This window comes from Psychrobacter sp. AOP7-A1-24 (genome assembly GCF_052376235.1).
In the GTDB taxonomy this organism is placed as follows: Bacteria; Pseudomonadota; Gammaproteobacteria; order Pseudomonadales; family Moraxellaceae; genus Psychrobacter.
In genome coordinates, this window is record NZ_JBQSVM010000010.1 from 59,224 (window position 1) to 85,282 (window position 26,059).

Consider the following 26,059-nt stretch of genomic DNA (forward strand, 5'->3'; position numbering starts at 1 on the left):
ACCTTTACACTGGTTTATCTTATGTCCGAGCCTATCGCTCAGTCCAACTCTACCTGCCTTATAGATAACACTCCTTGGGAGCGTTACCGCCGACCTTATGTGCGTGATTTGGCTTATGTACTGGCATGTCCTAACGTCTTGACGCAGTGGTTAGACTTTGCACCGCATGAGAACACACACGCTGTTTCAGTACATAGCGCCAGTTTTTGGCAGGCGCAGTTTGAGGCGTATGAGCAACGATTAACGGAGCTAGACACCACCACTGATTATCAAGCGCTGACTCGCTATTTACTCAAGCGCCCAAGCCCCAATCGACTAGGGTTTCACTTTGAAGGGTTGGTGTCATTTTGGTTAGAAGATGGGTTTGCACGCAAGCTGCATCCGTATGAGACACTGGCTAATAATGTGCAGCTCTATAATGGTAAACAGACCACTGGTGAGCTAGATTTAATCTTATACAATCATGCAGAGCAGCTGGTCGAGCATTGGGAGTTGGCCATCAAGTTCTTTATGGGCTCCGCGCCGTTTGAGCCTGTGAACTGGGTTGGAATTAACTCCAATGACAATCTACAGCGCAAAATGACACACATGCAGACCAAGCAGTTTCGAGCAGTATGGGTAAATACGGAAAATCACGGACAGGTAAAAATAGATAAGCGCTACGGAGTCATTAAGGGCCGATTCTTTTTACCGATTAATACAAATGATTGCGGTAATTATGACTGGCCCTATTGGCTAACGCCGAGCTTTCCGATACATGAATGGTGTGATAAGAGGGACACGAAAGGTCTTGCAACTATTGACACTACAGCATTGCGAGCCGCGCATTATATTGAATGGTTCACCAAGCGCGACTTTTATGATAAGCGAAATGCTTATGATGGTCATCAGCAGCCGATAGTTTGTGCAGATAACGAACTACCTAAAACAGGTTTATACTTTGAAGGTAGTCGACCAATTGTCATTTATCCAAGACAGTCAGACCAAATCGATAGATAAGTTTAATTAGCCTAGGGTTCTGAAAAATAGTCGCTTAGAGAATATTCTAGTTTTAATAATCGGACGGCTTTCACAGAACACTTAATAACTCTCAATCACCTGCATTAGCTCATACCTAAGCATATCTGCACTGGGCATACGCTCAGCGTGGAAACGCACCATCGCAATACCTGCACTGGCAAGCGCTTTGTCCTTTTTATCATCCGCTTTTTGACGGGCTTTACTACTATGCGTCCAGTCATCAAGCTCGATAGCCACTAATGTCGTTTGAGCATCGACATCCACAATCACATAGTCAACGCTCTGACGGCATATACGATTAAACCAAAAGCTACGCTCTGATGTCTCACTACTATTGGCTTCAATAATCCGTGATAGTTGCACTTGGACAAATATATGGTATTCAGGAAGAGCGTTTTTTAACTTATTAAAAAATATCACTTCTGTATTGGTCATAATTGGCATCGGCGCAAATGGCCAAATAGCCAACTCATCACCGCGTACAGGCTTTGGATCTGGCTCAACGACAGGACGCTTTGCTAACAGCTTCGGTAACGTAATTAGCCCCAAAAAACCAACGGCCAATATTAAAAATATAACACCAAACGACATGGTTCTACCTTATGAAATATGAGAGTGATGGGCTAATTATCATTATTGATGGCAATTAATAATGCGCCGACCACGACAAGTCAGCCTACATAGGCTGACAGGTTATACAACGACAGATTATAAAAATGGCGCTCATCTTAGCTAAGGTTGGGTTAATCAGCAATCTATAAAACAAAAAACACGACAGTATTTGTCGTGTTTTCATATAAAGTAGATAAAAGTCGAATCGAGATCGTTAGAAATGCTCTACCTTAACGCCAGTACAGTACCCAAGCACCAGTCGTATCGACCTTAGGATCGCTATTAATTTTATCTTTTAAGGCTAGTGCGGCAATTTTACCACGCTCAGGTCCTACGATGACTCGTACACCGCGACTGGTACGACTGGTTTTGGCCTGATAGCCCGCCTGCTGGAATCTTTTTACTAATTCATCTGCTTTGGACTGGTCATTTGCTAGTGCCACTTGCACCCCAAAGCTGCCTTTCGCATCGGTTTCTTTAACCTCTTTACGAGCTTCGCTTAGTTTTTGCTGCGCTTCACGTTTAGCGTCGGCAGATTTTTTCGCTAGTGCCTCTTCTTGTTGACGCTTCTTCTCTCGCGCTTGTTCAGCGGCAGCCGCTTCACGCTCTAGACGTTGTACTTGTTTGCTCGATGGTATGGTAATGCTTTGACCCAGCTGTAGCGCTGCAGATGGTGATAGATTGTTGGCTTGAGCCAATACTTCAACAGGCATGTTGTATTGTCTTGCCAGTTTGATTAGTCCGTCGCCTCTTTTAATTTGGTACTCAGAAGGTGATTTTGGTGGCTCGTTTTTAGCCGCTTCAGCTGCTTCTCTTTTCTTCTCAGCCGCTGCTTGGGCTTCAGCCTGCTTTTTTGCTTCTGCTAGTTTCTCTGCCTCCGCTTGTTTTTTGCTTTCGGCAAGTTTTTTGGCAGCCGCTTGCTCTTTAAGAGTAGCTTGCCTTTGAACTTCTTGTTGCTCTTGGGCAGCCTCTTGCTTCTCGGTGTCACTAGACTTTGTAGTAGCAGTAGTCTTCTCACTATCAGTACGAGGCTGAGCCGTTAGATCTGTAGAAGCGTCCTTTGTAGACTCTGTACTGGTAGTCTCTTCACTAGCTGGCGCGCTATTGGCAACATATTGCTGACTCTCAGCACGTGCCTTAGCCAACGCTTCTGCTTCGGCAACTTCCTGCTCTGTCAAAAACTCTTTTGCACGTTTCTCTTGCTCTGCAACGCGTGCTGCACGCTCCTTCTGCTTTTGCGCAAGGATACGTTTTTCTGTTTCGATATCAGTCGTGAGTGGCTGAGGAGACTCTTGCTCCGCGCTTAGTTTGTCGACCATTGCAGACATCGGCTCTGGTTGGTCGCTATCACCAATCTGTTGCACCATAGCGTATAGCATCACGCTACCGCCGATAATCATCCCAATGCCCAATAAGGCTTGTCTCGAAAAGTTCATCCGTTTACGTCTCTTAGTTGGTAATAAGATTGATTGAGCGTCGGAGCGACTATCCTAAAGCAATGTATCAAATCGCTTTAATCATAATCTCTTACCGCTAGTTACTGCCATCAAGGTTCAAAACTCATGCCGACCCTCTTATAGCAGTCTGGCAAATCATTTTGATTATAAAGCATATTTTTCATGCTGTCTGCTATCAAGCTATGACTAAGATTAACATTAAACAGGCGCTACTTTAACTTAAATTCTCATACGCTAAGTGCATTCAATGCTTCACCAATCGTATGAAACGAGCCACATACGACGATAAGGTCTTGCGGTTGGCTCGCCTTTATCATTGCATGGGTCGCTGTATGCAAGCTATCAAACTCATATATATTGGTATTATCAATATATTCAACCAAAATATCTTGCAGCTGCTCAGTAGTCGCGGCACGGGGATAATCAATTTCAGCAATAAACCAATCATTAATCGGTAAGCCTGCCTGAGTTAAACGCTGTACAACCTTGTCGATATCCTTGTCACCCAACATAGAAAATAGCATTTTTATCTTCGGTGTCGGGACATTCGCTGAGCTATTTTGATTGCTATACTTGGCTAGATGCTGCTGCCAAAATGGTAATAGCTGGGCTAGTAAGAACTCAACGCCTTGCTCATTATGCGCGACATCAAATAACCAATGGCGACTATGACTTTCACGATAATCGAAGCGACCAGCTAATTTGACCGTTTGTAGCGCTTGCTTAATAGCAGTAATATCGACATCTAATGGGCTTGCCAATACGGCTGACAATGCATTGGCGGTGTTGGTCAGCGATAGCGCAGGACGTGGTAATTGCAAGGTAACTGCCGCATTACTGTATTGCCAAGTCGTTGTATCAATATCACGGTAGCTAAAATCTTGTCCAATCTGATAACAAGTTGCTTGCTGAGTATCGATGGCTTGTTGCACGCTGGCTGGCATCTCTTTAGCCCCATAAATAAGAGGGATACCTTTACGCAAGATACCTGCTTTCTCACGGCCAATATCTTCAACATTGTCACCCAACCAGTCGACATGATCGATACCGATATTGGTAATGACTGCCATATCAGGATCGATAATGTTGACCACATCTAGACGTCCACCTAACCCTACTTCTAGTACCCATACATCGCAGTCTGCCTCAGTGAATATCAGTAGCGCTGCTAGTGTGGTCATCTCAAAGAATGATAACGTCAAATCGCACTGTAAACGTGCTGCTTCTACTTTGCTGAAGGCCTCAACCAGTGTCTCATCGCTGACCATCTCACCATTGATACGCACTCGCTCGTTGAAAGCGCTAAGATGTGGCGACTGATATAGCGCCGTCTTATAACCTGCGGCCTTACACATTTTGGCGATAACAGCGGTTGTAGAGCCTTTACCATTAGTACCTGCTACAGTAAATACATAAGCATCATCTTTGGCTGACTGCACCACTCCTAACGCTTCTGCGACAGGCAGTACACGTGATAACCCCATATCAATCGCAGACACATGAATCTGCTGCATATAATCGAGCCATTCAGTTAGGCTAGCACTTTCATTAGGGCTATGGGCGTTAGGGCTTTTGTGATCAGATGCTAAAAGGTCAGACATGAATAAAACCTATATGAAATTTAATAAAAATATATGTGTTCGCTAAAACCAAAAATAGCACTTACCGTGCAATGACGATAAATGCTATTAGAGGGTCTTGCATATGCAGTAGATATTAGCATGCAGCTAAGTCATTATGCACTCAATAAATGACTCATTATACTTCACGGCTTACCTTATTGAGCATCTACATTTGGTACGCGGCATAGTTTTGCAAGCAAACGATAGATCGTATCAATTAGTTGATGACGATGTACCACTTCATCTACTACGCCATGCTCTAATAAGAACTCAGCGCGCTGGAACGGCTCTTCCAACGTCTCACGTACGGTCTGCTCGATCACACGCTTACCAGCAAAGCCAATCATCGCTTTTGGTTCTGCTAGATGAATATCACCCAGCATCGCTAGTGATGCAGTCACACCGCCGTACACAGGATTGGTCAATACTACAATGTAAGGAATCCCAGCGATTCTTAAACGCTCGATCGCTGCTGCTGTACGTGCCATTTGCATCAACGATAACAAACCTTCTTGCATACGTGCGCCGCCAGAGGCAGCAAAGCAAACCAAAGGTACTTTTTGCTCTAGTGCTTTTTCAGCTGCTTGTACGAAACGATCGCCAACCACTGAACCCATTGACCCACCCATAAAGCGGAAATCAAAAGCACAGGCAACGATATCAAGATTACGCAGTTTGCCATACATAGCAACCAACGCCTCAGACTCGCCTGTCTTTTCTTGTGCTTCACTCATGCGCGTAGGATACGGCTTACTGTCCACAAAGCTTAATGGATCTTTTGCGGTAAATTCTTGTCCTGTCTCACCGTCTACTTGATCAAGCAACCAGTTCAAACGCTCACGAGCACTCATTGGTAAATGATGATCGCAATGTGGACACACATAGCAGTTAAAAATCAGTGCTGTGTTGGTAATCATCGAATGACAATTACTACACTTGGTTGACGGCTCAGTTTCTACCGCAGTCAGTTGTGCAGTCAGTTGCTGCTTAACACCAGGAATAGGTCTGTTAAGCCATGACTGCTCATCCGCATTGCTGTTTGGGCCGGCTTTAGCAGTATTGTTATCAGGTTTTGTTATTGTATCAGTCATATTATTTGCCATCGTAAAGGCTTATCGACAAGTTTGCTCATTCGCTTGTCATTGAAAGTTTAATGGTTGTCTAAACAAAGCGTCTAATACAGTCATAACATGAGCGGTTATGCGACATACTCACAAATACATTTTATATATCGACAATTTGATTACCCGTTTGTTGATAGATAACGTATTTGCCAATAAAAAACGCGAACAAATCGCTGCTATCAGACACCATATAATAGTGATGTTAGTTTACACTCGTAAACTAATTTTAGCAAAGTCATTTGATATTGTCTTCACATAAAGCTTTGCAGTAAACACCTTGAGTAAACAATAGCTACATTTTTACTTTGCGATTTCAAATAACTACTTTTTTAAATAACTGTTCCGACATCACATCGCCGCATAAAATCAATCATGACCTTTATTGTATAACTTCAATCAAACGTTTAGTCAAACGCTAAAACAAAGTCGCTATCACTACACTATCATCTTAATAGCAGCAGTACTAAAGCAATCACTATTAAGCGCTTAAACTATCTAATGCCGAGCGTAGCTCATCCATTTTTGCCATGATGTTCTGCTGTGCATTTGCAACCGCTGCGGTATCATTGGCATCAATATCAGCAAAGTTCTGTACCAATGCGCTACCGACAATAACGCCATCTGCATGAGTACCGATCGCTTTGGCAGAGGCACCATCACGAATACCAAAACCAACACATACTGGTAGGTCTGTTTCCGCTTTGATTGCTTTAACTTGGGTTGCAACATCGTCGGTATCGAGCGTGGCTGAACCAGTGACGCCTTTTAGTGATACATAATAAATATAGCCACCACAATGGGTCAATACTTGCTCACGGCGCTCAGGCAAAGTCGTTGGCGACAATAAGAAAATCTCATTCATGGAGTGATCTGTCAGATGCTGAGTGAAGCTGCCCGCCTCTGCTGGTGGCAGATCTACCATCAACAAACCATCAACGCCTGACTGCTCACATAGTGCGACAAAGTTGTCATAGCCGATGATTTCAACAGGATTGAGATAACCCATTAGAATGATTGGCGTCTGCGTATCTGTTTGACGGAACTCTGCAACCATTTCTAGTGCATTACGAGTACTCGTACCTGCTGCCAATGCGCGCTCACCCGCTAGTGCAACGGTTGGACCATCTGCCATTGGATCAGAGAACGGCAAACCAACTTCGATCATATCTGCACCATGTTTCACTAAATCATGCAACAAACCTACAGTAGTCGTCGGATTAGGATCGCCTGCCATAACGTAAGGAATCAGGGCTTTTTTATTTTGTGATTTTAAGGTTTCAAAGGTACTTTCAATTCTGGTCATAGCGGTCTCTTAATTATTATAAACTGGCTTACTTGACCCTTTATCTGATAAATAGTTTCAAATAAAGGGCACTAAGTAATTTTACTAGCTAAAGGTATTTGAGCAACTTATAAAAATAGTCGTTACTACATCTCAATCCCTTCTGCCTTCATCACTGAATGCAGATCCTTGTCACCACGACCTGACATATTCACAATAATCGTTTGATCAGGTGTCATGGTTTTAGCCAGTTTTAGTGCATAAGCGATAGCATGAGACGTCTCAAGTGCAGGAATGATACCTTCTTTTTGTGTGGCTTCATGGAAGCCTTCTAGCGCTTCTTTATCAGTACAACCGACATATTCCACGCGCTTCATATCTTTTAAGAAACTATGCTCTGGACCAACACCAGGGTAATCAAGACCCGCTGAAATAGAATGCGTTTCTTGAATCTGACCATCATCATCTGCCATTAGATAAGTGCGGTTACCATGTAATACGCCGATACGACCAGCAGCCAATGGCGCTGAATGACGACCTGACTCGATACCATCGCCTGTCGCCTCGACGCCATACATTTTAACGTCAGTATCGTTTAGGAAATCAAAGAACAAACCAATAGCATTTGAGCCACCACCGACACAGGCAACCAATGCATCTGGCATTTTGCCTGTTTTTTCTAGATGCTGAATACGTGCTTCTTTACCGATAATCGCTTGGAAATCACGAACCAATAACGGATAAGGATGTGGACCTGCGACCGTGCCAATGATGTAATACGTGCTATCTACATTGGTTACCCAGTCACGCATGGCTTCATTCATCGCGTCTTTGAGCGTACGTGAGCCAGAAGTCACTGGTACAACCGTTGCGCCAAGCAAGCGCATACGATAGACATTCATCTTTTGACGTTCAACATCGTCAGCACCCATATAGACGATACACTCTAGCCCCAAGCGTGCGGCAATCGTTGCCGTCGCCACGCCATGCTGCCCTGCACCAGTCTCAGCAATGATACGTTTTTTGCCACACATTTTGGCAAGCAATGCCTGACCAATAGTGTTATTTACTTTATGCGCGCCTGTATGGTTTAGGTCTTCACGCTTAAAGTAAATTTGCGCACCGCCAATCTCATCGCTTAAACGCTTGGCATGATATAGCGGCGTTGGACGACCAACATAATTGACCAGATCGTTGTGGTACTCTTCCCAGAATGCTGGATCTGCTTTTACTTTAGTATAAAGCGTTTCTAGCTCTTCTAGGGCAGCCATTAGAGTCTCAGAGACAAAACGACCGCCATGTACACCGAAGTGCCCGCGAGCATCAGGGTATTGATTAAAGTCGTTTACGCCTGCTGGGTTGGTAAACGTATTGACAGATTGTGCGGTGGCAGATGGATTTTTATTATCGACATGACTCATGGTAATTCCTACTGTAATAAGTGGTATTTTTTAGAATAAATAAGAAAGAAATAGGGCAAGTAACAAGTTATGGAGCGGATTGTAAACTAGCTACTTATGTTCGAAGGTTCGCTAGGCGTCACATTTTGCCATCGATCGCGCTTGACCGCTTTCATAAATGCTTTCATTTTGCCAACGTCTTTTTTGCCTTTATCCACTTCAATACCGCCGCTGACATCAACTGCATAGATAGGCAGCTCTAAAGTCGTAGCGACATTTTCGGCATCCAGTCCACCCGCTAGGATAATCGGTAGCGAGCTGTCCTTTGGTATCAAACTCCAATCAAAACGTGCGCCTGTACCGCCATACTTATGCTGATGATAAGCATCTAATAAGACACTACTCGCCCCTGCTGCTGCAAACTCGTCAATCTGAACGCTGACACTAGTAGCACTATCTGCATCAGCATTAATACGCAACGCTTTAATCCAGCGTTTATTGACCATACCTGCTAGCTGCTCACACAGCTCAGGTGTTTCGTCACCATGGAACTGAATAATATCAAAAGAGACGTCATTTGCTAAATTGATCAGCTCAGTTTCAGACATATTAACCACTAGTGCCACCACGCTGACAAAAGCAGGTACGGCAGCGCTTAGAGTTTGCGCTTGTTCTATCGTGACCGCGCGGGGGCTTGGTGGATAAAAAACCAAGCCTACTGCGTCTGCACCTAATTGTGCCGCAGTCTGTATATCACTAAGCTGAGTAAACCCGCAAAACTTGACGTGCATTTTGTGACCTTGCGTTTCATGATACTAAATATGACACCGATTATAGCGGCATCAGATAGGTTCAAGCTAAAGATAAATTGTTAGATGTGATGAGGTTTTGTTAACCAAACGGTAAAGCCATTGCATCCAAAAACTTATCCTAGCATACTTTTATCCTTAGTTTTATTTATGATTGCGATTGATTAATATGGGAATACTTTGATGTCTAAGACTGCACAGACAGCGGCGAATAATACTGATACCGACAACAATGATACTAGCAAAAATCCACCGCATTACTTGATGTGGTTTCGTCGCGACTTACGTATCCATGACAATACCGCTTTAGCAGTGCTTTGCGAGCGTGCAAAGGAAGAAAACGCCTCCGTGTCTGCCGTATTCTTTTTGACACCTGAGCAGTGGCAAGCGCATGATACGTCTTTTGTACAAGTCGATCATATTACACGCACGCTACCTATTTTAGCCAAGGAATTGCAATCGAACTTGAACGTCACTTTGACAGTACAGCTCTGTCCAAGCTTTGCTGACTGTGTAGAAGCACTCACAGCTTTATGCAAAGATAATGAGATCAGCTGCGTCATGGCAAATCATGAGTATGAAGGCAATGAGATTGATCGTGATGAACAATTAACCAAGCAGCTTGCAAAGGACGATATCGAGTTTGTCCGCTGGCATGACCAGTGTATTTTGCCACCGCAAAGTATCACAACCAACGATGGCGATAGTATGTATAAAGTCTTTACCCCATTTTATAAAAAATGGCGACATACGTTGGACGTCAGCACTGTTCAAATGCATGAAGCGCAAGCGGTGGATAGCGATTATAAAATCAAACTAAAATCATCGCAAACGTTTGCTAATACAATCGAAGATATCGAAGCACTAAATGAAGAGATGCTCAGTGCCTACCAGAAGGCACTAGAAAAGAGCACGTCTTTACAACATATTGATATGACCGCTCAGCTTGACCGAGCAAGAGACACCTATCCTGCTGCTTGCCAGCGTCTACAGGCATTCGTTGATGATGATATCAACGATTATGATGTCAGTCGCGATGTTCCCCATTTGCACGCCACCAGTCAGCTGTCGGCTTATCTCACTATCGGGTCTATCAGTCCTAGACTCTGCTATCTACAAGCGAGCCAAGCACAAGAAAAGCTACACGGTAATGATGGTGATAATGAAGACATCAATCGCTGGATAAGTGAGCTTGCGTGGCGAGACTTTTATCGTCATGTGCTCGTAGAAAAACCAAACCTAATCCGTCACAAGGCTTATAAGGAAGAGACTGACACTAAGGTTAATTGGTCATATAATAAAGATGACTTTAAGACATGGTGCACTGGTAAAACAGGGGTACCGCTCGTAGATGCAGCAATGCGCTGCTTAAATGCGACAGGATTTATGCATAATCGATTGCGTATGGTCACAGCGATGTTTTTGACAAAGGACTTGCTTATTGATTGGCGCTTGGGTGAGCGTTACTTTATGCAGCAACTGATAGATGGGGATTTTGCATCCAATAACGGCGGCTGGCAGTGGAGCGCGTCGACAGGTACTGATTCAGCGCCCTACTTCCGTATTATGAACCCCTTTAGCCAAGCCAATACGCATGACGCTAAAGCTCTGTTTATTAAGACGTGGCTACCAGAATTAAAAGAGGTTCCTAATAGTATTTTGCATAACGAAGACAAGATTCGTAAAGAATTGGCAAAAGGTGGCAAGTTCGTCGATGTTGACTACCCTACACCGATGGTCGAGCATAAGTCGGTACGCAAGCTAGCTATTGCCGAATTCAAAAAAGAAGCTTAATTCAAAAAAGAAGCTTAATTCAAAAACAAATATCAGCTTAGCCATTGGTAGTGACTGGCAGCTGGCACGCACCTGCACCCTGAGTGGTAACTGTCACTACCGCTCCCGTGAGTGTAAATAGCTGTTGCAATTGCGTTTGTGCATTTTGCAGCGCCATATCCATGACGTCACCTCGGCAGGCACGCTCTAACACCTCTTTTTTGGCCATAGTCTGTGCCTGCGCCAATATCTTAGGATCGACTTGCATCATACCAAAAGCCCCTGTTTGCCAGTCATAAATCTCGATATCATCTAGATATACTGAAAATACCTCTGTGGGCGGCAAGGTAATATTGATTTGCGGCATAGTGGCAGCTGGTGAGTTGGAATTAGTTGCTTGCTCGTAATCACTGTATCGACACTAAATGCGACAGTATGTAAACGATTTAACTGCTGAATTTGCGTGACCACACCTTCGCTAGTAACTGTCTCTATTGGCGCTTCTTCTGGTTTATTTTGCGCACTATAAATGGCAAAGACAATCGCTGCCATACCGATGAGTAATATCACCCAAGACATCGTAGCAACAGGTCGTTTTTTAGGATTTTGAGTGGTATTGACGTTATTCATATCAGGATTATCCATAGAAGCTACCTTCTTAATATTGCATCGTTCTTGTAAGGCTAACAGCATTGTAAAACCAGAATAGACATTTAATATATAAATGCGACTATTGTGCAGTAACTTCAAGTAATAACTACCATTTTTCTACATAACTTTATGCGCAACTCTCCACACCATCATCTTAATAAATCGTGTCTAAATTAAGCGACTCTTACGCTATAAAAACATATGAACAACTCAATTATTTGACCCTTATTGAAACCTTTGCAACGCGTTCGGTCTGAAAAGAAAAAAATTCATTGCGTCTTAGGCTAACTTTACCTAACATAGTCAGATTGTATGAATAAAATGTCAGTCTTAAAGCACTTATCAGGTTTCTAACCTGAATATATTGCATTTTTGGCATATTGATACATCAAATCGAATTTGTCTCTCTTTTGTGAGAGCAGTTTTTACTGATGTGCTTTGTATATAAGCAAATTGGTAACTATGAAAAACCCTAGATTATTGCTAAGTGATAAAGGTAAGCTTGCGGCGGCAATGAAACGATTAGCCATACGCTCAACATCCTACTATTTCTTATTTTTTTATCGTTGATAAGGTTACGCTTTATTTATGAAAGCCAGTCAATTTTTATTTGCCACACTAAAAGAAACCCCAAGTGACGCCGACATCGCCTCAAGCCAATTGATGGTGCGTGCTGGTCTTATCCGCAAGATTGCTTCTGGATTGTACATTTGGTTGCCGATGGGTCTACGCATCTTACAAAAGGTCGAACGCATTGTTCGTGAAGAGATGCAGAACGTCGGCGCACAAGAAGTGCTTATGCCGATGACTCAGCCTGCTGAGCTTTGGCAGACGACCGGACGTTTTGATGATTACGGTCCTGAGTTATTGCGTTTTAAAGACCGCCATGATCGCGACTTTGTGCTTGGCCCAACGCATGAAGAAGTCATTACCAATCTTGCCCAAGGTGAGCTGCGTAGTTATAAGCAGCTACCGATTACCTTTTTCCAGATTCAAGGTAAATTCCGTGACGAGATTCGTCCACGCTTCGGTGTGATGCGTGCACGCGAGTTCACCATGAAAGATGCTTACTCATTCCATGTAGATCAAGCGTCATTGGCCAAGACTTACCATGATATGTATGATGCTTATACTCGCATCTTTACCCGTTTGGGCTTAGATTTCCGTGCAGTACAAGCAGATACAGGCTCTATCGGTGGTTTTGCATCCCATGAGTTCCATGTATTAGCAGATAGCGGCGAAGACGATATTGCGTTTTCGGACTCATCTGACTATGCTGCCAACGTTGAGCTGGCAGAATCGGTCAGCACTGCCGAGCGTCAAGCACCAAAAATGGAGCGTGAAGACGTTCTAACCGAAGGCATGACCAGCTGTAAAATGGTAGCTGAGCATTTAGATGTACCATTAGAAACCACGGTCAAAACCTTAATTGTCCATGGCCATACTGAAGATGATGAGCCGCAACTGATTGCTGTCGTATTGCGTGGCGATCATCAGCTCAACACCATCAAAGCTGAGAAAATTGAAGAAGCCAATGTGCCGTTAACCCTAGCATCTGACGAAGAGCTAAAAACCGCTGGCCTGCACAAAGGCTATATCGGTGTCGACCTAGACATGCCTGTCTTTGTTGATCGTTCAGCCGCTACATTGTCAGACTTTGTCTGCGGTGCTAATAAAGTGAACAAACATACCATCGGTATGAACTGGGCACGTGATACTCGCATCACTCGTATCGTTGATGTGCGCAATGTAGAAGAAGGTGATCCTTCTCCAGATGGCAAAGGTACGCTCAAAATCAAGCGTGGTATCGAAGTCGGTCATATATTTCAGTTGGGTGATAAATACTCACAGGCAATGAACTGTACCGTATCAGGTGAGAATGGCAAGCCAGTCACGCTGATGATGGGTTGCTACGGTATTGGTGTGAGCCGTATCATTGCCGCTGCCATTGAGCAGAACAACGATGAAAACGGTATCATGTGGCCAACCACACCAACCGTTGATGATTCAATCGCTCCTTTTGAAGTCGCCATCATACCGATGAAATCAAAAGAAGAAACCGTCATGCAAACGGCAACAGCGCTGTATGAAGAGCTAAAAGCACAAGGTATCAATGTACTGCTTGACGATCGTAACGAGCGTCCAGGTGTGAAGTTTGCTGATCTAGAGTTAATTGGCATTCCACATCGTATCGTAGTCTCAGACCGTAACTTGGCTGAAGGTAAGTATGAATACGTCAATCGCCGTGAAGCTGAAAAGCAAATGCTAAGCCGCGAAGAAGTCATGGCAAAAGTAAGCAGTAAATAGTTTTGTAAATAGAGACTATATAACAAAAAGCGCCTATCTCATTATGTGAGATAGGCGCTTTTTTATGAGCTTAAAAATATTCGATATTATACTTTTTAACTAGAATTTACTGGCGGATTAGGCGACTCGGCTGTGGCAATAAACTGATATCGCTAACACGGCAAGGATTGATATCAATACCACCTCGGCGCGTATACCACGCTCGTACCATTAGCTCACTTGGCTGATAGTGTTGGCTCAAATCAGCAAATATCTGCTCAACACACTGCTCATGAAAGCCGTTATGCTGACGGAAGCTCAATATATAACGTAGCATATTTGCATTATTAAAAGGCTTATCAGTCGTAATCGATACGGCTAACGTCCCCCAGTCTGGCTGATTGGTCACTGGACAATTACTACGTAGCAGATTGGAATAGAAGATGTACGGCTGCGTACCATCACTTACCACGCTTTCACTGCTCGCCTCTATTTCGTTTTCACTCAGCAAGGTCGCGTCAGGATGTTCCGTTAAAGCAACTTTGTCCGTGCTATCTGCTAGCGCCTCGTCAATACAAACCCCTTTAGGCTGAGCAATAAGTAACCCTGTCGCTTTGTCATTCAAGTCATCGTTTAAACCAAATAATGCTACTTGTACATCTGCTTGCAAGCAGTTTGACAGGTCTTTTGCAATCAACGCTTGTACATCGTTCCAACTGGCGAACTCGGTAAAGTTAATGCTATTCAAATATAACTTAAGCGATTTTGATTCTACGATAAATGGTGAGCTGGCAGGGATACCAAAACGCGCAATCGCTACTTGCGAGATACCTTGCGGATTCAACCAAGATATCTCAAAAGCCTGCCACCAGTCTACCCCAACGGTCAATTTATCATCTTGCCAACCAATCGCATCACGTCCCATGCTGCGTGCAATAGGATATAGCGTCTCTGGGCTATACTCAGTTGGATAGTCTGTGGTTTGCTCACCCAAGATACCGTGAATACTCATCTTTTTTCCTAATATTAATCTGTTTAAAATTTGCCCTAAATAATATGTTCAGCAAATAATGCGTACTACAGACGCACGCGCGAACCGTTACTTAGCAAGCGATAGGCGATGGTATAGAATATCGCACAGAATACAAAAATAGCTGCCATTGAGTACCAGACATTGACATCAGAATAGCCAAGAATACCGTAACGGAATGAGTTCACCATATAGACGATAGGATTCAATAGCGAGACATTTTGCCAAAACGGCGATAAATTCTCCATCGAATAAAACACACCGCCAAGATAGGTTAATGGCGTCAAAACAAAACTTGGAACGATAGAAATATCATCGAATGAACGGGCAAATACGGCATTGATAAAGCCGCCCAATGAAAACAAGATAGATGTGCCAAGTACCGTAAATACAGTCACAAATAAATGCTCAATACCAAGGTCCGTGAAGAATAGCGCTACTATCGAGACAATCACACCGATGGCCAGTCCACGGAAGATACCACCGCTGATATAACCCATCAAAATAGCATGCTTAGATACTGGTGAGACCAAAAGCTCTTCAATACTGGATGTAAATTTGGCACTGAAAAAGCTTGAGACTACGTTAGAGTAGCTGTTGGTAATGATCGACATCATAATCAGGCCAGGTACAATAAACTGCATATATGGCACGCCGCCCATCTCTCCCACACGTGAACCAATCATCTTACCAAAGATGACAAAATACAGGCTCATCGTGATAACTGGCGGTAGCAATGTTTGCGGCCAAATACGCAAAATACGGCGCACTTCTTTCAACCAAATAGTGCGAAACGCAATCCATTTTTTGCTCCATGACATTGTTTTATTATGATCGACTAGTTTCTGACTCATAATCCCGCCTCCTTCATGCTGTCTGCACTCTGAATGTTTTTGTCTACCAAGCGCATGAACAACTCTTCTAATCGGTTGGCTTTATTGCGCATACTCGCCACACTGACACCTTTCTCAGATAATTGATCAAAGACACCGTTTAGTGACTCACCTTCTGTCAAGGTAACTTCTAGCGTCTGTTCATCTGGTTGTGATACACCCGTGACTCCTGTCAGAGCCAACTGCTCAGTGAGCGGTGTATCCAAATCAAATACAAACGTTTCTACAGACAGCTGCGCCAGTAGCTCTTTCATTTCCGTATTGATACGAATCTCACCGTGATCCAAGATGGCAATACGTTTACACAACTGCTCAGCTTCTTCGAGATAATGAGTCGTCAGAATAATAGTGGTTTTTTCTTCGATGTTAATTTGCTGCATAAATTCCCACATCGAGCGACGAAGCTCAATATCGACACCAGCAGTTGGCTCATCTAGAATCAATAACTTTGGCTTATGAATCAATGCGCGCGCAATCATTAAACGGCGTTTCATACCACCAGATAGCTCACGTGATTTGCTACCGCGCTTGTCCCATAGTCCTAGAGCGGTTAATAGTCTCTTTGCACGTGGTTTGGCTTCTTTTGCTGGAATACCAAAGTACCCCGCTTGCGTAATCAGAATATCTTCGACTTTTTCGAACATATTAAAGTTAAATTCTTGTGGTACAACACCAAGATATTGCTTAGCAATCGAAGGGTTCTCTAATAAATCTGTCCCAAAAATATGAACGCTACCAGTGGTTGGCTTAAACAATGAGCTAATAATACCAATCATAGTAGATTTGCCCGCGCCGTTCGGTCCAAGTAATGCAAAGAAGCCGCCTTGTGGTACCGTTAGATCAACCCCTTTTAATGCCGAGAAGCCATTATCATAGGTCTTGGATAAGTTCTTTATAGAGAGTGCTGGTGCATCAGACATGAAGACCTCTTTATTTGTTATCAGTTTATATAAAATGCGATTTTAGAATAATAGGCCGTGTTGAACATTCAACTATCGTTATCATATGGGCAGAAGCCGTACAAAAATGTTCAACACACTCTACTATCTAAAAGAAACAATGTACTGTAATAAGTGAACTAATCTCATAAAATGAGGCTACTAATGACGAATTTCAACTGCCTTATATTTGAAGTACCATATTAATAATACTCATCATGAAAAAGCGCCTATCTCATTACTGAAATAGGCGCTTTATAGATATAGATCATAAAAGCTTAGCAATTAATCAATAAAGATTAGCTAGCTTCTGCAACCATATAATCTACGGCATTTTGGACTTCTTCATCAGGGATATCCGCTCCGCCTTTAGCAGGCATCGCATTGAAACCATTGATAGCATGGGTATATAGCGTCTCTTTGCCTTTTGCAATACGTGGACCCCAAGCACCAGCATCACCAAAGATAGGAGAGCCTAGTAAGCCTGCTGAATGACAAGTCTGGCATACAGCGTTATATACCGCTTTACCATCACGAGGACCATCGCCAGCAGATGGGCCAGATGAGCGTGCCGTTACATCGCAAACTTCATCATCTTCAAAACAGATATTGGCAACCGGCTGAATACGAGCAATCAAATTAGGATACAAAGCAATTAATTTCTGCACTTGCGGCGTATCTTGCGGGATTGGCTCTTCGTCGTCGGCAGGCGCTGCAGCAGCAGTTTCTTCGCCTTCTGCTAGAGCAGCTTCGTCAGTAGGCTCAGCACCGTCTGTCGTATCTGCAGCAGCTTGGGGCTCATCACCTAGCGTTTCAGGAGCAGCTTCTACGACCTCTTGGCCTTCTGCTACGTCTGACGCAGTTACAGGAGTGTCTACAATATCTTCAGCTTGGCTCACCGCGATACTAGCGATTCCTAGAATGGCAGCTGCCGATAACATAACTACTTTTCTCATTCGTCACGTTCTCTTATTACATATGCAAGGACTGGTACGGCTCGGACATTCTGTCTGTCCTCCTTTGATGACCTCTAAGTCTTCAATAGCAGATAGCCATCCCGCGTACCAGCACGCTTGCAATCGGTGATTATAAATATGAATTCTCCCCAACATTATAAGGGAAAAGGCAGGTAAATTGCCATGCTTGTTTAATGACTTGGCTGTTTTTTCTTAAAAAACCTCAATCGCGACTGTCATTTATTGGCTTTATGCTTTTTATTTGTTAGACTAAGCGGTCTTTATTTTTAGATACCTTATGCCAGTTATCATATGCGCTCGTAGCTCAGTTGGATAGAGTATCGGTTTCCGAAGCCGAGGGTCGTGGGTTCGATTCCCGCCGAGCGCACCAATTACAATATTTACATCTTTACCCCAATACTTCCTCAGCACTACCCTCAACTTCCCATACTTATTGAACCGACACTTTCGTATGTTCTCTGTGCTCGTATGCTTCTGAAGCTCTCACCTACACAAAACTTATTCTGCGTCTTGTAAACTGGCAGTCAATTGAGCGCGGCTAGGTACACGGTGATAATTAATCACTGGCACATCACCCAAACGGCGCTGACCTTCAGCGATCTTTTTATCAATCGTAATCATCGCTATTTTTTTGCCTTGTTGGCTAACGAGCAAATGGTTCGCCTTACGTGTGACTCGATAATTAGCAAAATACTGCTTTAATATCGCTGATGTTTTTTGCAGAGCATCATTCGGTGTTACATTTTTTGAGTTTGCGCCACTCTGCTTTTCACCTGCTTTTGCGCCGCGTGATTTTGCCACAAACCATAAAACTGCGATGACAGCGCACAATATGACAAGCCACCAAATTCCGTCTATCATAAGTAAAAACATCCATTATTAGCGAGAGTTGGCTCATGTTAGCAGAATTATCACCAGCGTTAATAGCAGAAGTAAAACTTGCAGCACAACTGCTAGCATCGAAACAGTGTATTTGTATTTTGACTGGCGCTGGCATTTCAGCAGAAAGCGGCATTCCGACGTTTCGAGATAAGCAAACAGGACTGTGGGAGAACTACGGTGTCGAAGACCTGGCAACCCCTGAAGCCTTCACTCGTGATCCAAAGCTAGTATGGTCATGGTATCAGTGGCGGCGGAAACTAGTCGCAGACAAAGCGCCAAATCTAGCGCATCATGCGTTGGCTCAGTGGCAGTATCATACACAAACCACCGATCAAAAGGTGACACTTATCACCCAAAATGTCGATGATTTGCACGAGCAGGCTGGTAGCGCAGTGAAACACCTACATGGTCATCTGTGGCGCAACCGCTGTGGTCAGTGTGGGATACCCTATCAGGAACAACTAAAAGCATCATATGATAACCAAGATACTATGAATTTCGATGAAACATTGCTTACCTGTCCGCATTGCGACGGCTACATCAGACCAGATATTGTTTGGTTTGGCGAAGCGCTACCTGTACAAGCGTGGCAGACTGCCGAAGAAGCTGCGGCTAATTGCGAGGTATTTCTCAGTATCGGTACATCAAGCTTGGTCTATCCTGCTGCTGGTTTAGCACAGCTAGCCAAACAAAATGGCGCGCAAGTTATCGAAATAAACCCTGACCCAACACCAAATACTATCGTCGATATCCTATTAGCAGAAAAGGCTGGAATAATACTGCCACTGCTTATAGAAAATATTACTGCTTTATAATTGCTACTGCTCGTAAGTATTACTAACGACAGGCAACAAAAAAGGCGTAACGGTTTGTATAAACCGTTACGCCTTTGCTACTCATAACGAACTCGTTAAAGTTATTTCAACGCAAGATCCACTCTCGCCAAATAAGTTTCTTTCAACTCGTCACTTATAAATGCCGATTTAAAAGAGTTATTTACTAATGTAATTACATCGTCTTCTGTAATCGGTAGGTTCTCATACAGATTGATGAAATTTTGATTCACATAACCTTTGAAGTACGCAGGGTCGTCTGAATTAACACTGATATTTAGACCATAATCTAAAAGCTCTTTAATATTATGCTCTTTATAAGTCTCGAAAACTTTTAGCTCGATATTTGAGTTCGGGCAAACGGTCAGTGGCATTTGCTCATCTTTGAGTCTTTGCATCAACTCTGGGCTTTTTATAGATTGCACACCGTGATCAATTCTATTGATATTCAATAAATCTAACGCTTCGTAGATATACGAAAAGTCTGCTTCTTCGCCTGCGTGAGCGACCAACTTAAAGCCTTCTTCTTTAGCTTTTTGGAAGACCTCTTTAAACTTCGATGGCGGGTTGCCTAATTCTGATGAGTCCAGACCCACACCAATAATGTCGTCTTTATAATCCAGTGCTTGCTCTAACGTTTCAAACGCTTCTTCTTGCGATAGATGACGCAAAAAACACATGATGATGCATGATGTAATACCGTATTTTGCTTTGGCATCTGCCAGTGCTTCTTTAATACCTGTAATTACTGCTTCAAAAGGCACGCCGCGTTCGGTATGCGTTTGTGGGTCAAAGAATATCTCTGTATGGATGACATTGTCTTCGACACATCTAAGAATATATTCCCACGTCAAATCATAAAAATCATCTTTTGTGAGCAGAACGTTTGCGCCCGCATAATAGATATCTAAAAAGGTCTGCAGATTGGTGAAATTATAAGCACTGCGTACATCTTCGATATCTTTATAAGGTATCTCTACGTTGTTCTTTCTAGCCAATCTAAACATCAGCTCAGGCTCGAGAGAACCTTCAATATGTAGATGAAGTTCAGCTTTTGGTAGTTTCTTTATTAACTCAATCATAGTATTCCAATAATGGCGTTATCGGGACGAGCCATCGTAAATGTTGCAAAGTAAGATAATCAAACCATGCATATACAAGGCATTATCTGTCCCAGAACCATCATTTTAACACTAAAAGTATATTGCCTAAAACAAAACCCTTTGACCGTATAGATAACCTGTTTATAAAAGTAAGCGTCTTAATAAAACCACACCAGACACACACTACTTTAGAAATACCACTGTATCGGACAGCTCATTGCCTTCTGGATCATGCTCTAGATGATAGTATTGACGTAGCACCTGTCCCACTTCATCCAGCAGTTCAGCTAAGCTCTCTTCTGTTTTTTGAGTAGCAATACCAGATACCGCTTTTTCACACATGGCATTCCACACAGTCGGACTAACATGAGCACTAATACCGCGATCTGCAACAATCTCTAATTTACGCTCGCATACATTGACATAGATCAAGACACCTGTATTTTCTTCCGTATCCCAGACACGATATTCACTAAACAAATCAATGGCTCGTTCGCGGCAGTTCATGCGGTAGGCTTCTTGAATAGGCAGATGGTTTTCTACAATTAAAAACACCTCACCTCGATGCCCACGCTCAGCTCGTGTCACAGCTTCTGTTAGGCGCGCTTTGGAGTCTGTTGTCAGCCACTTACTATGTAATAAAGGGACGAACAAAACTTGACGCCACCAGCGGGCAAAACTGGGAGTTGAAGCGTTGTTTTCTACCATTATATTATTTCCTCAAGTACGTCATGTTCGATGGTTATTTAGAATCTATTTTATTCGATCATGTGGAATACTTACCACGAGCCACCTGCGCCGCCGCCGCCGAAACCACCACCGCCACCGCCAAAGCCGCCGCCGCCGAAACCACCACCGCCAAAGCCGCCTCCACTGCCGCCGCCCATACCTGGTAAGAAAATCATGCCGCCTCTGCGCCCACCTTTACCGCCGCCGCCTTTTCCACCGCCACCGCCGCGTGAGATCAAAAACATCCAGATAAATATTGCCATAATCAACGTCATGAAGAAACCGCCACCTAATGCCATCGAACCTGCAAAAAACCCACCAGCGGTAATGATAGAACCAAAGACTCGGCCAAATATGTTGGTAATAAAGCTACCAAAAATCATCGCCATAATAAATAAGAAAATAGGTGACGGCATATCGTCTGAGCTTTGCTGAGCAGTACGTTCTGCAGCTTGTGCATCAGCACGAGCTAACACTTCAGGATCGGCGGTTAAACGCGTTTTGAGCGCTTCAACACCAGCGATTATCCCAGCACCGTAATTATTTTGTTTGAATAGTGGTGTGATGTCTTCTCGAATGACACGGTTGACCGCCGCATCTGGCAAGACACCTTCTAAGCCATAACCCGTTAAGATATACATATCACGGTCATTGACAGCGACGACAATCAATAGGCCGTCGTCGATAGCTTCATCACCCAGTTCCCACTTCTCAGCAACTTGCAATGCATAATCGAATATTGGTACACCATTGGTAGTTGGTACGATAACCACCGCTGCCTGTGCTAGACCTTCCTGATAAATACTTTGAAGCTGCGCCTCTAGACGCAGCTTTTCTTGGGGATTTAAAATATTGGCCTGATCAACGACTGGTTCGTTGAGTATCAGTTTATCAGCATCCACACCCTCAGCACTTGAACGTACCGGCGGCTGTTCGGTTGTTTGAGCACTGGTTGTCTCATTTGCTGGGTCTTGGTTATCTGCGTTTTGATTGATAGCCTCGTTGCCGAGCACCGCTTCATTGATGGCATCGTTATTCAATACAGCATCATTGATTGCTTCGTTAGACTCATCTGCTTTAGCAACAGCCACCAACTCTTCAACGCTACGGTTTTGCAGATTCGAGGTGCTATCTGTCGCCACCGCCGTATCATTAGGTGCAGCATGCGATACCGGCACGCTGACCACACCTAACGTAAACAGTAATGCTGATAAGATTGCTTTTGAATTATTCATCTAATCTATACCACCTCAGATAACATCTTTACCAATTGATAGAGTCTAGCTAGTAATCACCAAACTATTAGCTAAATAAACAGAGCCGCTTATGCCACTCTATCATCACATTATTTTCAAACTTTATTCAGAATCACCAAAATCAACACTAGGCGCCGTTGAAATCGCTTCTTCATTAGCCACACTAAAGTTGGGCTTGGTATCCATACCAAATACTTTTGCTGTGACGTTGGTGGGGAATTGACGTACCGTTGTATTGTACCCTTGCACTTCTTGAATATAGCGGTTACGAGCAACGGCAATACGGTTCTCAGTACCTTCTAACTGTGCTTGTAAATCCTGAAACAGTGCGTCTGACTTTAACTCAGGATAACGCTCAGATACTGCCATCAAACGTGATAAGGCACCTGTCATCTGCTCTTGGGCAGCTGCATAACGTTCCATCGCTTCTGGATCATTGAGTACTTCTGGCGTCACAGTGATACCGCCTGCACGTGAGCGAGCTTCAGCCACTTGCGTAAACACTTCCTGCTCTTGCTCGGCATATTGCTGTACAACTTTCACTAAGTTTGGCACCAAATCAGAACGACGCTGATACTGGTTGACCACTTCTGACCATGAAGCAGTGACCTGTTCATCTTGTGCCTGCAGGTTATTATAACCACAGCCGCTCAGACCAACAGTAGAAGTTGTCAATAAAGCAGCTAGCAACATTGGCTTCACAATAGATTTACGCATCATCATTAACTCTCCTAGTAATAAATAATAGATGTCTAGTACTACATTTTTAGTATTTTTTAAGTTTTCTTTTTATTCATACCTCAGTCATACATTTTATATAGCATATATCTATACATGACCCTATCGGCATAATATCAAAAGAAGTTGTACTAATGATGGCGTTATAACCAGCTTTTTACAATTGACCGTTACCAAAACACAACCGCTTGACGTTAACAATAACGTGTCTTTATAGCGAGATATACAGGGAAAAAATCTAATCGTACAGCATAGCTAGACAAAATATTCTGAAAGTACAAACAATTATTTATATATTGTTTAAATCCTGCTAGTGTATTTACCGAACAAAGTATGAATATATTTACTACTGACAAAGAAATTTCTAGTAATTAGTATAAAAATATGGCAAATTGCTGTTACGTAGCCGTACGGTTTGAATACATTTGGTAGTGGACTTATAGCTTGATTAGTATTAATGAGTTATTGATTTTTCAGTAAAAATGTCAATTAACTGACAGATTATCACTTAATATTTTCAATTCGCCATACCAGTCATGTATTCACTCAGGACAGCTCATAACAAGTTGAATGCCATCATGGTGATGGATATTCAACTATATAATCCCCTGTTTTATCCGTGAGTTGCCTGACAGCTGATCTCATCCATCGTAAGATGCAAGGATACCGCAGTAGTGTAGATTGCAATACAATCATAAACGTAACTGATATTATCAGTGATTGATATTGTACAAGTGGTCAATCGTGAAAGGCTAAGCGTAAGCGGATAAAGACAGACAACTACAGTCCGTTCTTGGTGGCTAAGCACACATGAGACTTAGATAGTAGATAAGTCAATGCAGAGATTTTAACTGCTTAACTTCAATAAGTAAGTTAACCAGTTAGTTTACTCCTAGCAAATAGCGCCACCTTGAGACAGTACTAGGAATATACATATGGAAGGTTTAGTTAATTTAGTAAATGGAATTATCTGGAGTCCAGCACTGATCTATCTGTGTTTGGGCGCTGGTCTTTTCTATTCCATCATGACACGCTTTGTACAAGTTCGCTTGTTCAAAGAAATGCTCAGACTATTATTTAAAGGTAAACCTGATAACGATGGTATCTCATCATTTCAAGCGCTTGCCGTGTCCCTCGCAGGACGTGTGGGTATGGGTAACATCGCTGGGGTAGCTGCTGCTATCGGCTTCGGTGGTCCAGGCGCCGTTTTCTGGATGTGGGTTGTGGCCTTTCTAGGAGCTTCTACCGCTTATATTGAGTCTACGTTAGGTCAGATTTATAAAGAACGTGACGTCGTCACGGGTGAATATCGTGGTGGCCCTGCTTATTATTTTGAGCGCGCACTCGGTCAGAAATGGTACGGTATTTTGTTTGCCGTGGCATCGATTGTGGCTTGTGGCGTATTCTTACCTGGTGTACAAGCAAACGGCGTTATCAATGCTGTCGCTCAAGTTGCAGGTGAAGGCTCAGCTCTGACCTTCATGGGAATAGAAACGGGCACTACTCGTATTGTTGCCCTTGGCATTGTTCTAGTTGTATTAGGCTTCATTATTTTCGGTGGTATCAAACGTATTGCTACCTTTACCGAATATGCTGTTCCTTTTATGGCACTAGGTTATATTGTACTAGCGCTACTTATCATGTTTGCAAACTTCAGTATGATTCCACAAGTATTTGGTGCAATCGTTGGCGATGCTTTCACTGCACAAGCAGGTTTTGGTGCTGCCATTGGTTGGGGCGTAAAACGTGGTATCTACTCTAATGAAGCAGGTCAAGGTACAGGTCCACATGCTGCTTCTGCTGCCGCTGTTGATCACCCTGCACAACAGGGTTTGGTACAGGCATTTTCAGTATATGTCGATACATTACTAGTATGTTCTGCTACCGCTTTCATGATCTTGTCTACTGGTATGTACAACATCCAGGGTACGCTACCAGACGGTCAGTTCATCGTACAGAATGTTGCCGCCACTACTGAAATCAATGCGCCTGCATTTACACAGATGGCAATGGAATCAGTTTATGGTACTTTCGGTAATACTTTCATCGCAGTAGCAGTATTCTTTTTCGCCTTTACTACTATCTTGGCATATTACTATATCGCTGAAGTAAACATCTCATACCTGACTCGTTCTATGGGTACGGGAGCCAGTAAAACTGGTCAGTTTATCGTTAAGCTTATAATCATGTTTATGGTTGCTTATGGTGCTCTAAATAGCTCAGGATATATCTGGGGACTTGGCGATGTTGGTGTTGGTCTAATGGCTTGGTTAAACATCCTTGGCATTATTGTGATTTTCTTTGTCGCACGCCCTGCTATCGATATCCTAAGGGATTACGAAGCACAGCTTAAAGCAGGTGGTGGTACAACTGCTAAGAGATTCGTTTTTGATCCTGCTAAGTTCGGTATCAAAAATGCACCATACTGGGAAGAGCGTCATCTAGAAGAGCAAAAGAAAATGAACGCAGACCCTTTACGTAAATAATCTTTTACTAAACGTTTTGATTGTTCAATCATGCTAACTGCAAATAAAAGCCCGAGACTATGTTCTCGGGCTTTTTATTTTTGAATAACTCTATACCTCATTATAAAATAGCTCCTCAATAAACATCGAAAATCACGTTCATACGGGCTGTTTTAATA

At 43.2% G+C, this 26,059-nt stretch carries 23 protein-coding genes and 1 tRNA gene; 6 read left to right on the forward strand and 18 right to left on the reverse strand.

Features of this window, described 5'->3' with window-relative positions:
- Positions 1-21 precede the first annotated feature (21 nt).
- Positions 22-999 (forward strand): DUF1853 family protein, encoded by a 978-nt coding sequence (locus tag ACT3QQ_RS05425; RefSeq protein WP_444527201.1) that lies wholly within the window; start codon positions 22-24, stop codon positions 997-999.
- An 81-nt stretch (positions 1,000-1,080) separates the two neighbouring features.
- Here the strand turns inward: ACT3QQ_RS05425 and ACT3QQ_RS05430 are convergent, their stop codons facing one another.
- From ACT3QQ_RS05430 to ACT3QQ_RS05460, 7 genes are all read right to left on the reverse strand, one after another.
- Positions 1,081-1,611: a DUF2726 domain-containing protein gene (locus tag ACT3QQ_RS05430; protein ID WP_444527202.1), complete on the reverse strand. Its 531-nt coding sequence runs from the start codon at positions 1,609-1,611 to the stop codon at positions 1,081-1,083.
- A 251-nt stretch (positions 1,612-1,862) separates the two neighbouring features.
- Positions 1,863-3,068: an SPOR and LysM peptidoglycan-binding domain-containing protein gene (locus ACT3QQ_RS05435; RefSeq protein WP_444527203.1), complete on the reverse strand. Its 1,206-nt coding sequence runs from the start codon at positions 3,066-3,068 to the stop codon at positions 1,863-1,865.
- A 248-nt stretch (positions 3,069-3,316) separates the two neighbouring features.
- The gene (gene folC, locus ACT3QQ_RS05440) at positions 3,317-4,690 is read right to left on the reverse strand and encodes a bifunctional tetrahydrofolate synthase/dihydrofolate synthase (protein ID WP_444527204.1); all 1,374 of its coding nucleotides are present in this window, start codon (positions 4,688-4,690) and stop codon (positions 3,317-3,319) included.
- A gap of 176 nt (positions 4,691-4,866) precedes the next feature.
- The gene (gene accD, locus ACT3QQ_RS05445) at positions 4,867-5,802 is read right to left on the reverse strand and encodes an acetyl-CoA carboxylase, carboxyltransferase subunit beta (protein WP_444527205.1); all 936 of its coding nucleotides are present in this window, start codon (positions 5,800-5,802) and stop codon (positions 4,867-4,869) included.
- A gap of 511 nt (positions 5,803-6,313) precedes the next feature.
- Complete coding sequence (trpA, locus tag ACT3QQ_RS05450; RefSeq protein ID WP_444527206.1) at positions 6,314-7,138, reverse strand: tryptophan synthase subunit alpha; 825 nt, start codon at positions 7,136-7,138, stop codon at positions 6,314-6,316.
- A 125-nt stretch (positions 7,139-7,263) separates the two neighbouring features.
- Entirely contained in the window at positions 7,264-8,538 is a 1,275-nt protein-coding gene (gene trpB, locus ACT3QQ_RS05455) for a tryptophan synthase subunit beta (protein WP_444527207.1), read from the reverse strand.
- A gap of 86 nt (positions 8,539-8,624) precedes the next feature.
- The gene (locus ACT3QQ_RS05460) at positions 8,625-9,308 is read right to left on the reverse strand and encodes a phosphoribosylanthranilate isomerase (RefSeq protein ID WP_444527208.1); all 684 of its coding nucleotides are present in this window, start codon (positions 9,306-9,308) and stop codon (positions 8,625-8,627) included.
- Positions 9,309-9,509: 201 nt separating this feature from the next.
- On the opposite strand from ACT3QQ_RS05460, the gene ACT3QQ_RS05465 reads away from it, so the two are divergent.
- Positions 9,510-11,120 carry a cryptochrome/photolyase family protein gene (locus ACT3QQ_RS05465; protein ID WP_444527209.1) on the forward strand — a complete coding sequence of 537 codons (1,611 nt, stop codon included), beginning with the start codon at positions 9,510-9,512 and terminating at the stop codon, positions 11,118-11,120.
- A 37-nt stretch (positions 11,121-11,157) separates the two neighbouring features.
- On the opposite strand, the gene ACT3QQ_RS05470 is transcribed toward ACT3QQ_RS05465, so the two are convergent.
- Both ACT3QQ_RS05470 and ACT3QQ_RS05475 read right to left on the reverse strand, forming a co-directional pair.
- A complete protein-coding gene (locus tag ACT3QQ_RS05470; protein ID WP_444527210.1) occupies positions 11,158-11,466 on the reverse strand; it encodes a DUF4230 domain-containing protein in 309 nt (102 codons plus the stop codon).
- On the reverse strand, positions 11,412-11,744 hold the full coding sequence (locus ACT3QQ_RS05475) for a hypothetical protein (RefSeq protein ID WP_444527211.1): 333 nt from the start codon (positions 11,742-11,744) through the stop codon (positions 11,412-11,414). The genes ACT3QQ_RS05470 and ACT3QQ_RS05475 overlap by 55 nt, the downstream gene beginning before the upstream one ends.
- A 594-nt stretch (positions 11,745-12,338) precedes the next feature.
- Between ACT3QQ_RS05475 and ACT3QQ_RS05480 the strand changes: the two genes are divergently transcribed.
- On the forward strand, positions 12,339-14,057 hold the full coding sequence (locus ACT3QQ_RS05480) for a proline--tRNA ligase (protein ID WP_444527212.1): 1,719 nt from the start codon (positions 12,339-12,341) through the stop codon (positions 14,055-14,057).
- A gap of 106 nt (positions 14,058-14,163) precedes the next feature.
- Here the strand turns inward: ACT3QQ_RS05480 and queF are convergent, their stop codons facing one another.
- The 4 genes from queF to ACT3QQ_RS05500 all read right to left on the reverse strand — a co-directional run bounded on the left by queF (position 14,164) and on the right by ACT3QQ_RS05500 (position 17,853).
- Positions 14,164-15,048, reverse strand: coding sequence for an NADPH-dependent 7-cyano-7-deazaguanine reductase QueF (queF, locus tag ACT3QQ_RS05485; protein ID WP_444527213.1), 885 nt, complete (start codon positions 15,046-15,048; stop codon positions 14,164-14,166).
- Positions 15,049-15,113: 65 nt separating this feature from the next.
- Entirely contained in the window at positions 15,114-15,887 is a 774-nt protein-coding gene (locus tag ACT3QQ_RS05490; protein WP_444521392.1) for an ABC transporter permease, read from the reverse strand.
- Positions 15,888-15,916: 29 nt separating this feature from the next.
- Complete coding sequence (locus tag ACT3QQ_RS05495; protein WP_444522850.1) at positions 15,917-16,879, reverse strand: ABC transporter ATP-binding protein; 963 nt, start codon at positions 16,877-16,879, stop codon at positions 15,917-15,919.
- Positions 16,880-17,196: 317 nt separating this feature from the next.
- Positions 17,197-17,853 carry a c-type cytochrome gene (locus ACT3QQ_RS05500; protein WP_444527214.1) on the reverse strand — a complete coding sequence of 219 codons (657 nt, stop codon included), beginning with the start codon at positions 17,851-17,853 and terminating at the stop codon, positions 17,197-17,199.
- A 314-nt stretch (positions 17,854-18,167) separates the two neighbouring features.
- On the opposite strand from ACT3QQ_RS05500, the gene ACT3QQ_RS05505 reads away from it, so the two are divergent.
- Positions 18,168-18,244 (forward strand) — tRNA-Arg (locus ACT3QQ_RS05505).
- 128 nt (positions 18,245-18,372) lie between these two features.
- On the opposite strand, the gene ACT3QQ_RS05510 is transcribed toward ACT3QQ_RS05505, so the two are convergent.
- On the reverse strand, positions 18,373-18,735 hold the full coding sequence (locus ACT3QQ_RS05510) for a hypothetical protein (RefSeq protein ID WP_444527215.1): 363 nt from the start codon (positions 18,733-18,735) through the stop codon (positions 18,373-18,375).
- A gap of 35 nt (positions 18,736-18,770) precedes the next feature.
- Between ACT3QQ_RS05510 and ACT3QQ_RS05515 the strand changes: the two genes are divergently transcribed.
- Entirely contained in the window at positions 18,771-19,571 is an 801-nt protein-coding gene (locus tag ACT3QQ_RS05515; RefSeq protein ID WP_444527216.1) for an SIR2 family NAD-dependent protein deacylase, read from the forward strand.
- Between the two features lie 101 nt (positions 19,572-19,672).
- Here ACT3QQ_RS05515 and ACT3QQ_RS05520 read toward each other — a convergent pair whose 3' ends face one another.
- The 4 genes from ACT3QQ_RS05520 to ACT3QQ_RS05535 all read right to left on the reverse strand — a co-directional run bounded on the left by ACT3QQ_RS05520 (position 19,673) and on the right by ACT3QQ_RS05535 (position 23,397).
- A complete protein-coding gene (locus ACT3QQ_RS05520) occupies positions 19,673-20,671 on the reverse strand; it encodes an adenosine deaminase (RefSeq protein WP_444527217.1) in 999 nt (332 codons plus the stop codon).
- Positions 20,672-20,875: 204 nt separating this feature from the next.
- Positions 20,876-21,400: a TPM domain-containing protein gene (locus ACT3QQ_RS05525; RefSeq protein ID WP_444521346.1), complete on the reverse strand. Its 525-nt coding sequence runs from the start codon at positions 21,398-21,400 to the stop codon at positions 20,876-20,878.
- Positions 21,401-21,471: 71 nt separating this feature from the next.
- Positions 21,472-22,656, reverse strand: coding sequence for a TPM domain-containing protein (locus ACT3QQ_RS05530; protein WP_444527218.1), 1,185 nt, complete (start codon positions 22,654-22,656; stop codon positions 21,472-21,474).
- A 123-nt stretch (positions 22,657-22,779) separates the two neighbouring features.
- Positions 22,780-23,397 (reverse strand): LemA family protein, encoded by a 618-nt coding sequence (locus ACT3QQ_RS05535; protein WP_444527221.1) that lies wholly within the window; start codon positions 23,395-23,397, stop codon positions 22,780-22,782.
- 953 nt (positions 23,398-24,350) lie between these two features.
- On the opposite strand from ACT3QQ_RS05535, the gene ACT3QQ_RS05540 reads away from it, so the two are divergent.
- Entirely contained in the window at positions 24,351-25,901 is a 1,551-nt protein-coding gene (locus ACT3QQ_RS05540) for an alanine/glycine:cation symporter family protein (RefSeq protein WP_444527219.1), read from the forward strand.
- The last annotated feature ends 158 nt before the right edge of the window (positions 25,902-26,059 follow it).

Excerpts from the sequence above, each read along its gene's own strand:
- ACT3QQ_RS05425 (WP_444527201.1), top strand. The coding sequence starts at position 22 with ATGTCCGAGCCTATCGCTCAGTCCAACTCTACCTGCCTTATAGATAAC.
- ACT3QQ_RS05430 (WP_444527202.1), bottom strand. The coding sequence starts at position 1,611 with ATGTCGTTTGGTGTTATATTTTTAATATTGGCCGTTGGTTTTTTGGGG.
- ACT3QQ_RS05435 (WP_444527203.1), bottom strand. The coding sequence starts at position 3,068 with ATGAACTTTTCGAGACAAGCCTTATTGGGCATTGGGATGATTATCGGC.
- folC (WP_444527204.1), bottom strand. The coding sequence starts at position 4,690 with ATGTCTGACCTTTTAGCATCTGATCACAAAAGCCCTAACGCCCATAGC.
- accD (WP_444527205.1), bottom strand. The coding sequence starts at position 5,802 with ATGACTGATACAATAACAAAACCTGATAACAATACTGCTAAAGCCGGC.
- trpA (WP_444527206.1), bottom strand. The coding sequence starts at position 7,138 with ATGACCAGAATTGAAAGTACCTTTGAAACCTTAAAATCACAAAATAAA.
- trpB (WP_444527207.1), bottom strand. The coding sequence starts at position 8,538 with ATGAGTCATGTCGATAATAAAAATCCATCTGCCACCGCACAATCTGTC.
- ACT3QQ_RS05460 (WP_444527208.1), bottom strand. The coding sequence starts at position 9,308 with ATGCACGTCAAGTTTTGCGGGTTTACTCAGCTTAGTGATATACAGACT.
- ACT3QQ_RS05465 (WP_444527209.1), top strand. The coding sequence starts at position 9,510 with ATGTCTAAGACTGCACAGACAGCGGCGAATAATACTGATACCGACAAC.
- ACT3QQ_RS05470 (WP_444527210.1), bottom strand. The coding sequence starts at position 11,466 with ATGCCGCAAATCAATATTACCTTGCCGCCCACAGAGGTATTTTCAGTA.
- ACT3QQ_RS05475 (WP_444527211.1), bottom strand. The coding sequence starts at position 11,744 with ATGGATAATCCTGATATGAATAACGTCAATACCACTCAAAATCCTAAA.
- ACT3QQ_RS05480 (WP_444527212.1), top strand. The coding sequence starts at position 12,339 with ATGAAAGCCAGTCAATTTTTATTTGCCACACTAAAAGAAACCCCAAGT.
- queF (WP_444527213.1), bottom strand. The coding sequence starts at position 15,048 with ATGAGTATTCACGGTATCTTGGGTGAGCAAACCACAGACTATCCAACT.
- ACT3QQ_RS05490 (WP_444521392.1), bottom strand. The coding sequence starts at position 15,887 with ATGTCATGGAGCAAAAAATGGATTGCGTTTCGCACTATTTGGTTGAAA.
- ACT3QQ_RS05495 (WP_444522850.1), bottom strand. The coding sequence starts at position 16,879 with ATGTCTGATGCACCAGCACTCTCTATAAAGAACTTATCCAAGACCTAT.
- ACT3QQ_RS05500 (WP_444527214.1), bottom strand. The coding sequence starts at position 17,853 with ATGAGAAAAGTAGTTATGTTATCGGCAGCTGCCATTCTAGGAATCGCT.
- ACT3QQ_RS05510 (WP_444527215.1), bottom strand. The coding sequence starts at position 18,735 with ATGATAGACGGAATTTGGTGGCTTGTCATATTGTGCGCTGTCATCGCA.
- ACT3QQ_RS05515 (WP_444527216.1), top strand. The coding sequence starts at position 18,771 with ATGTTAGCAGAATTATCACCAGCGTTAATAGCAGAAGTAAAACTTGCA.
- ACT3QQ_RS05520 (WP_444527217.1), bottom strand. The coding sequence starts at position 20,671 with ATGATTGAGTTAATAAAGAAACTACCAAAAGCTGAACTTCATCTACAT.
- ACT3QQ_RS05525 (WP_444521346.1), bottom strand. The coding sequence starts at position 21,400 with ATGGTAGAAAACAACGCTTCAACTCCCAGTTTTGCCCGCTGGTGGCGT.
- ACT3QQ_RS05530 (WP_444527218.1), bottom strand. The coding sequence starts at position 22,656 with ATGAATAATTCAAAAGCAATCTTATCAGCATTACTGTTTACGTTAGGT.
- ACT3QQ_RS05535 (WP_444527221.1), bottom strand. The coding sequence starts at position 23,397 with ATGATGCGTAAATCTATTGTGAAGCCAATGTTGCTAGCTGCTTTATTG.
- ACT3QQ_RS05540 (WP_444527219.1), top strand. The coding sequence starts at position 24,351 with ATGGAAGGTTTAGTTAATTTAGTAAATGGAATTATCTGGAGTCCAGCA.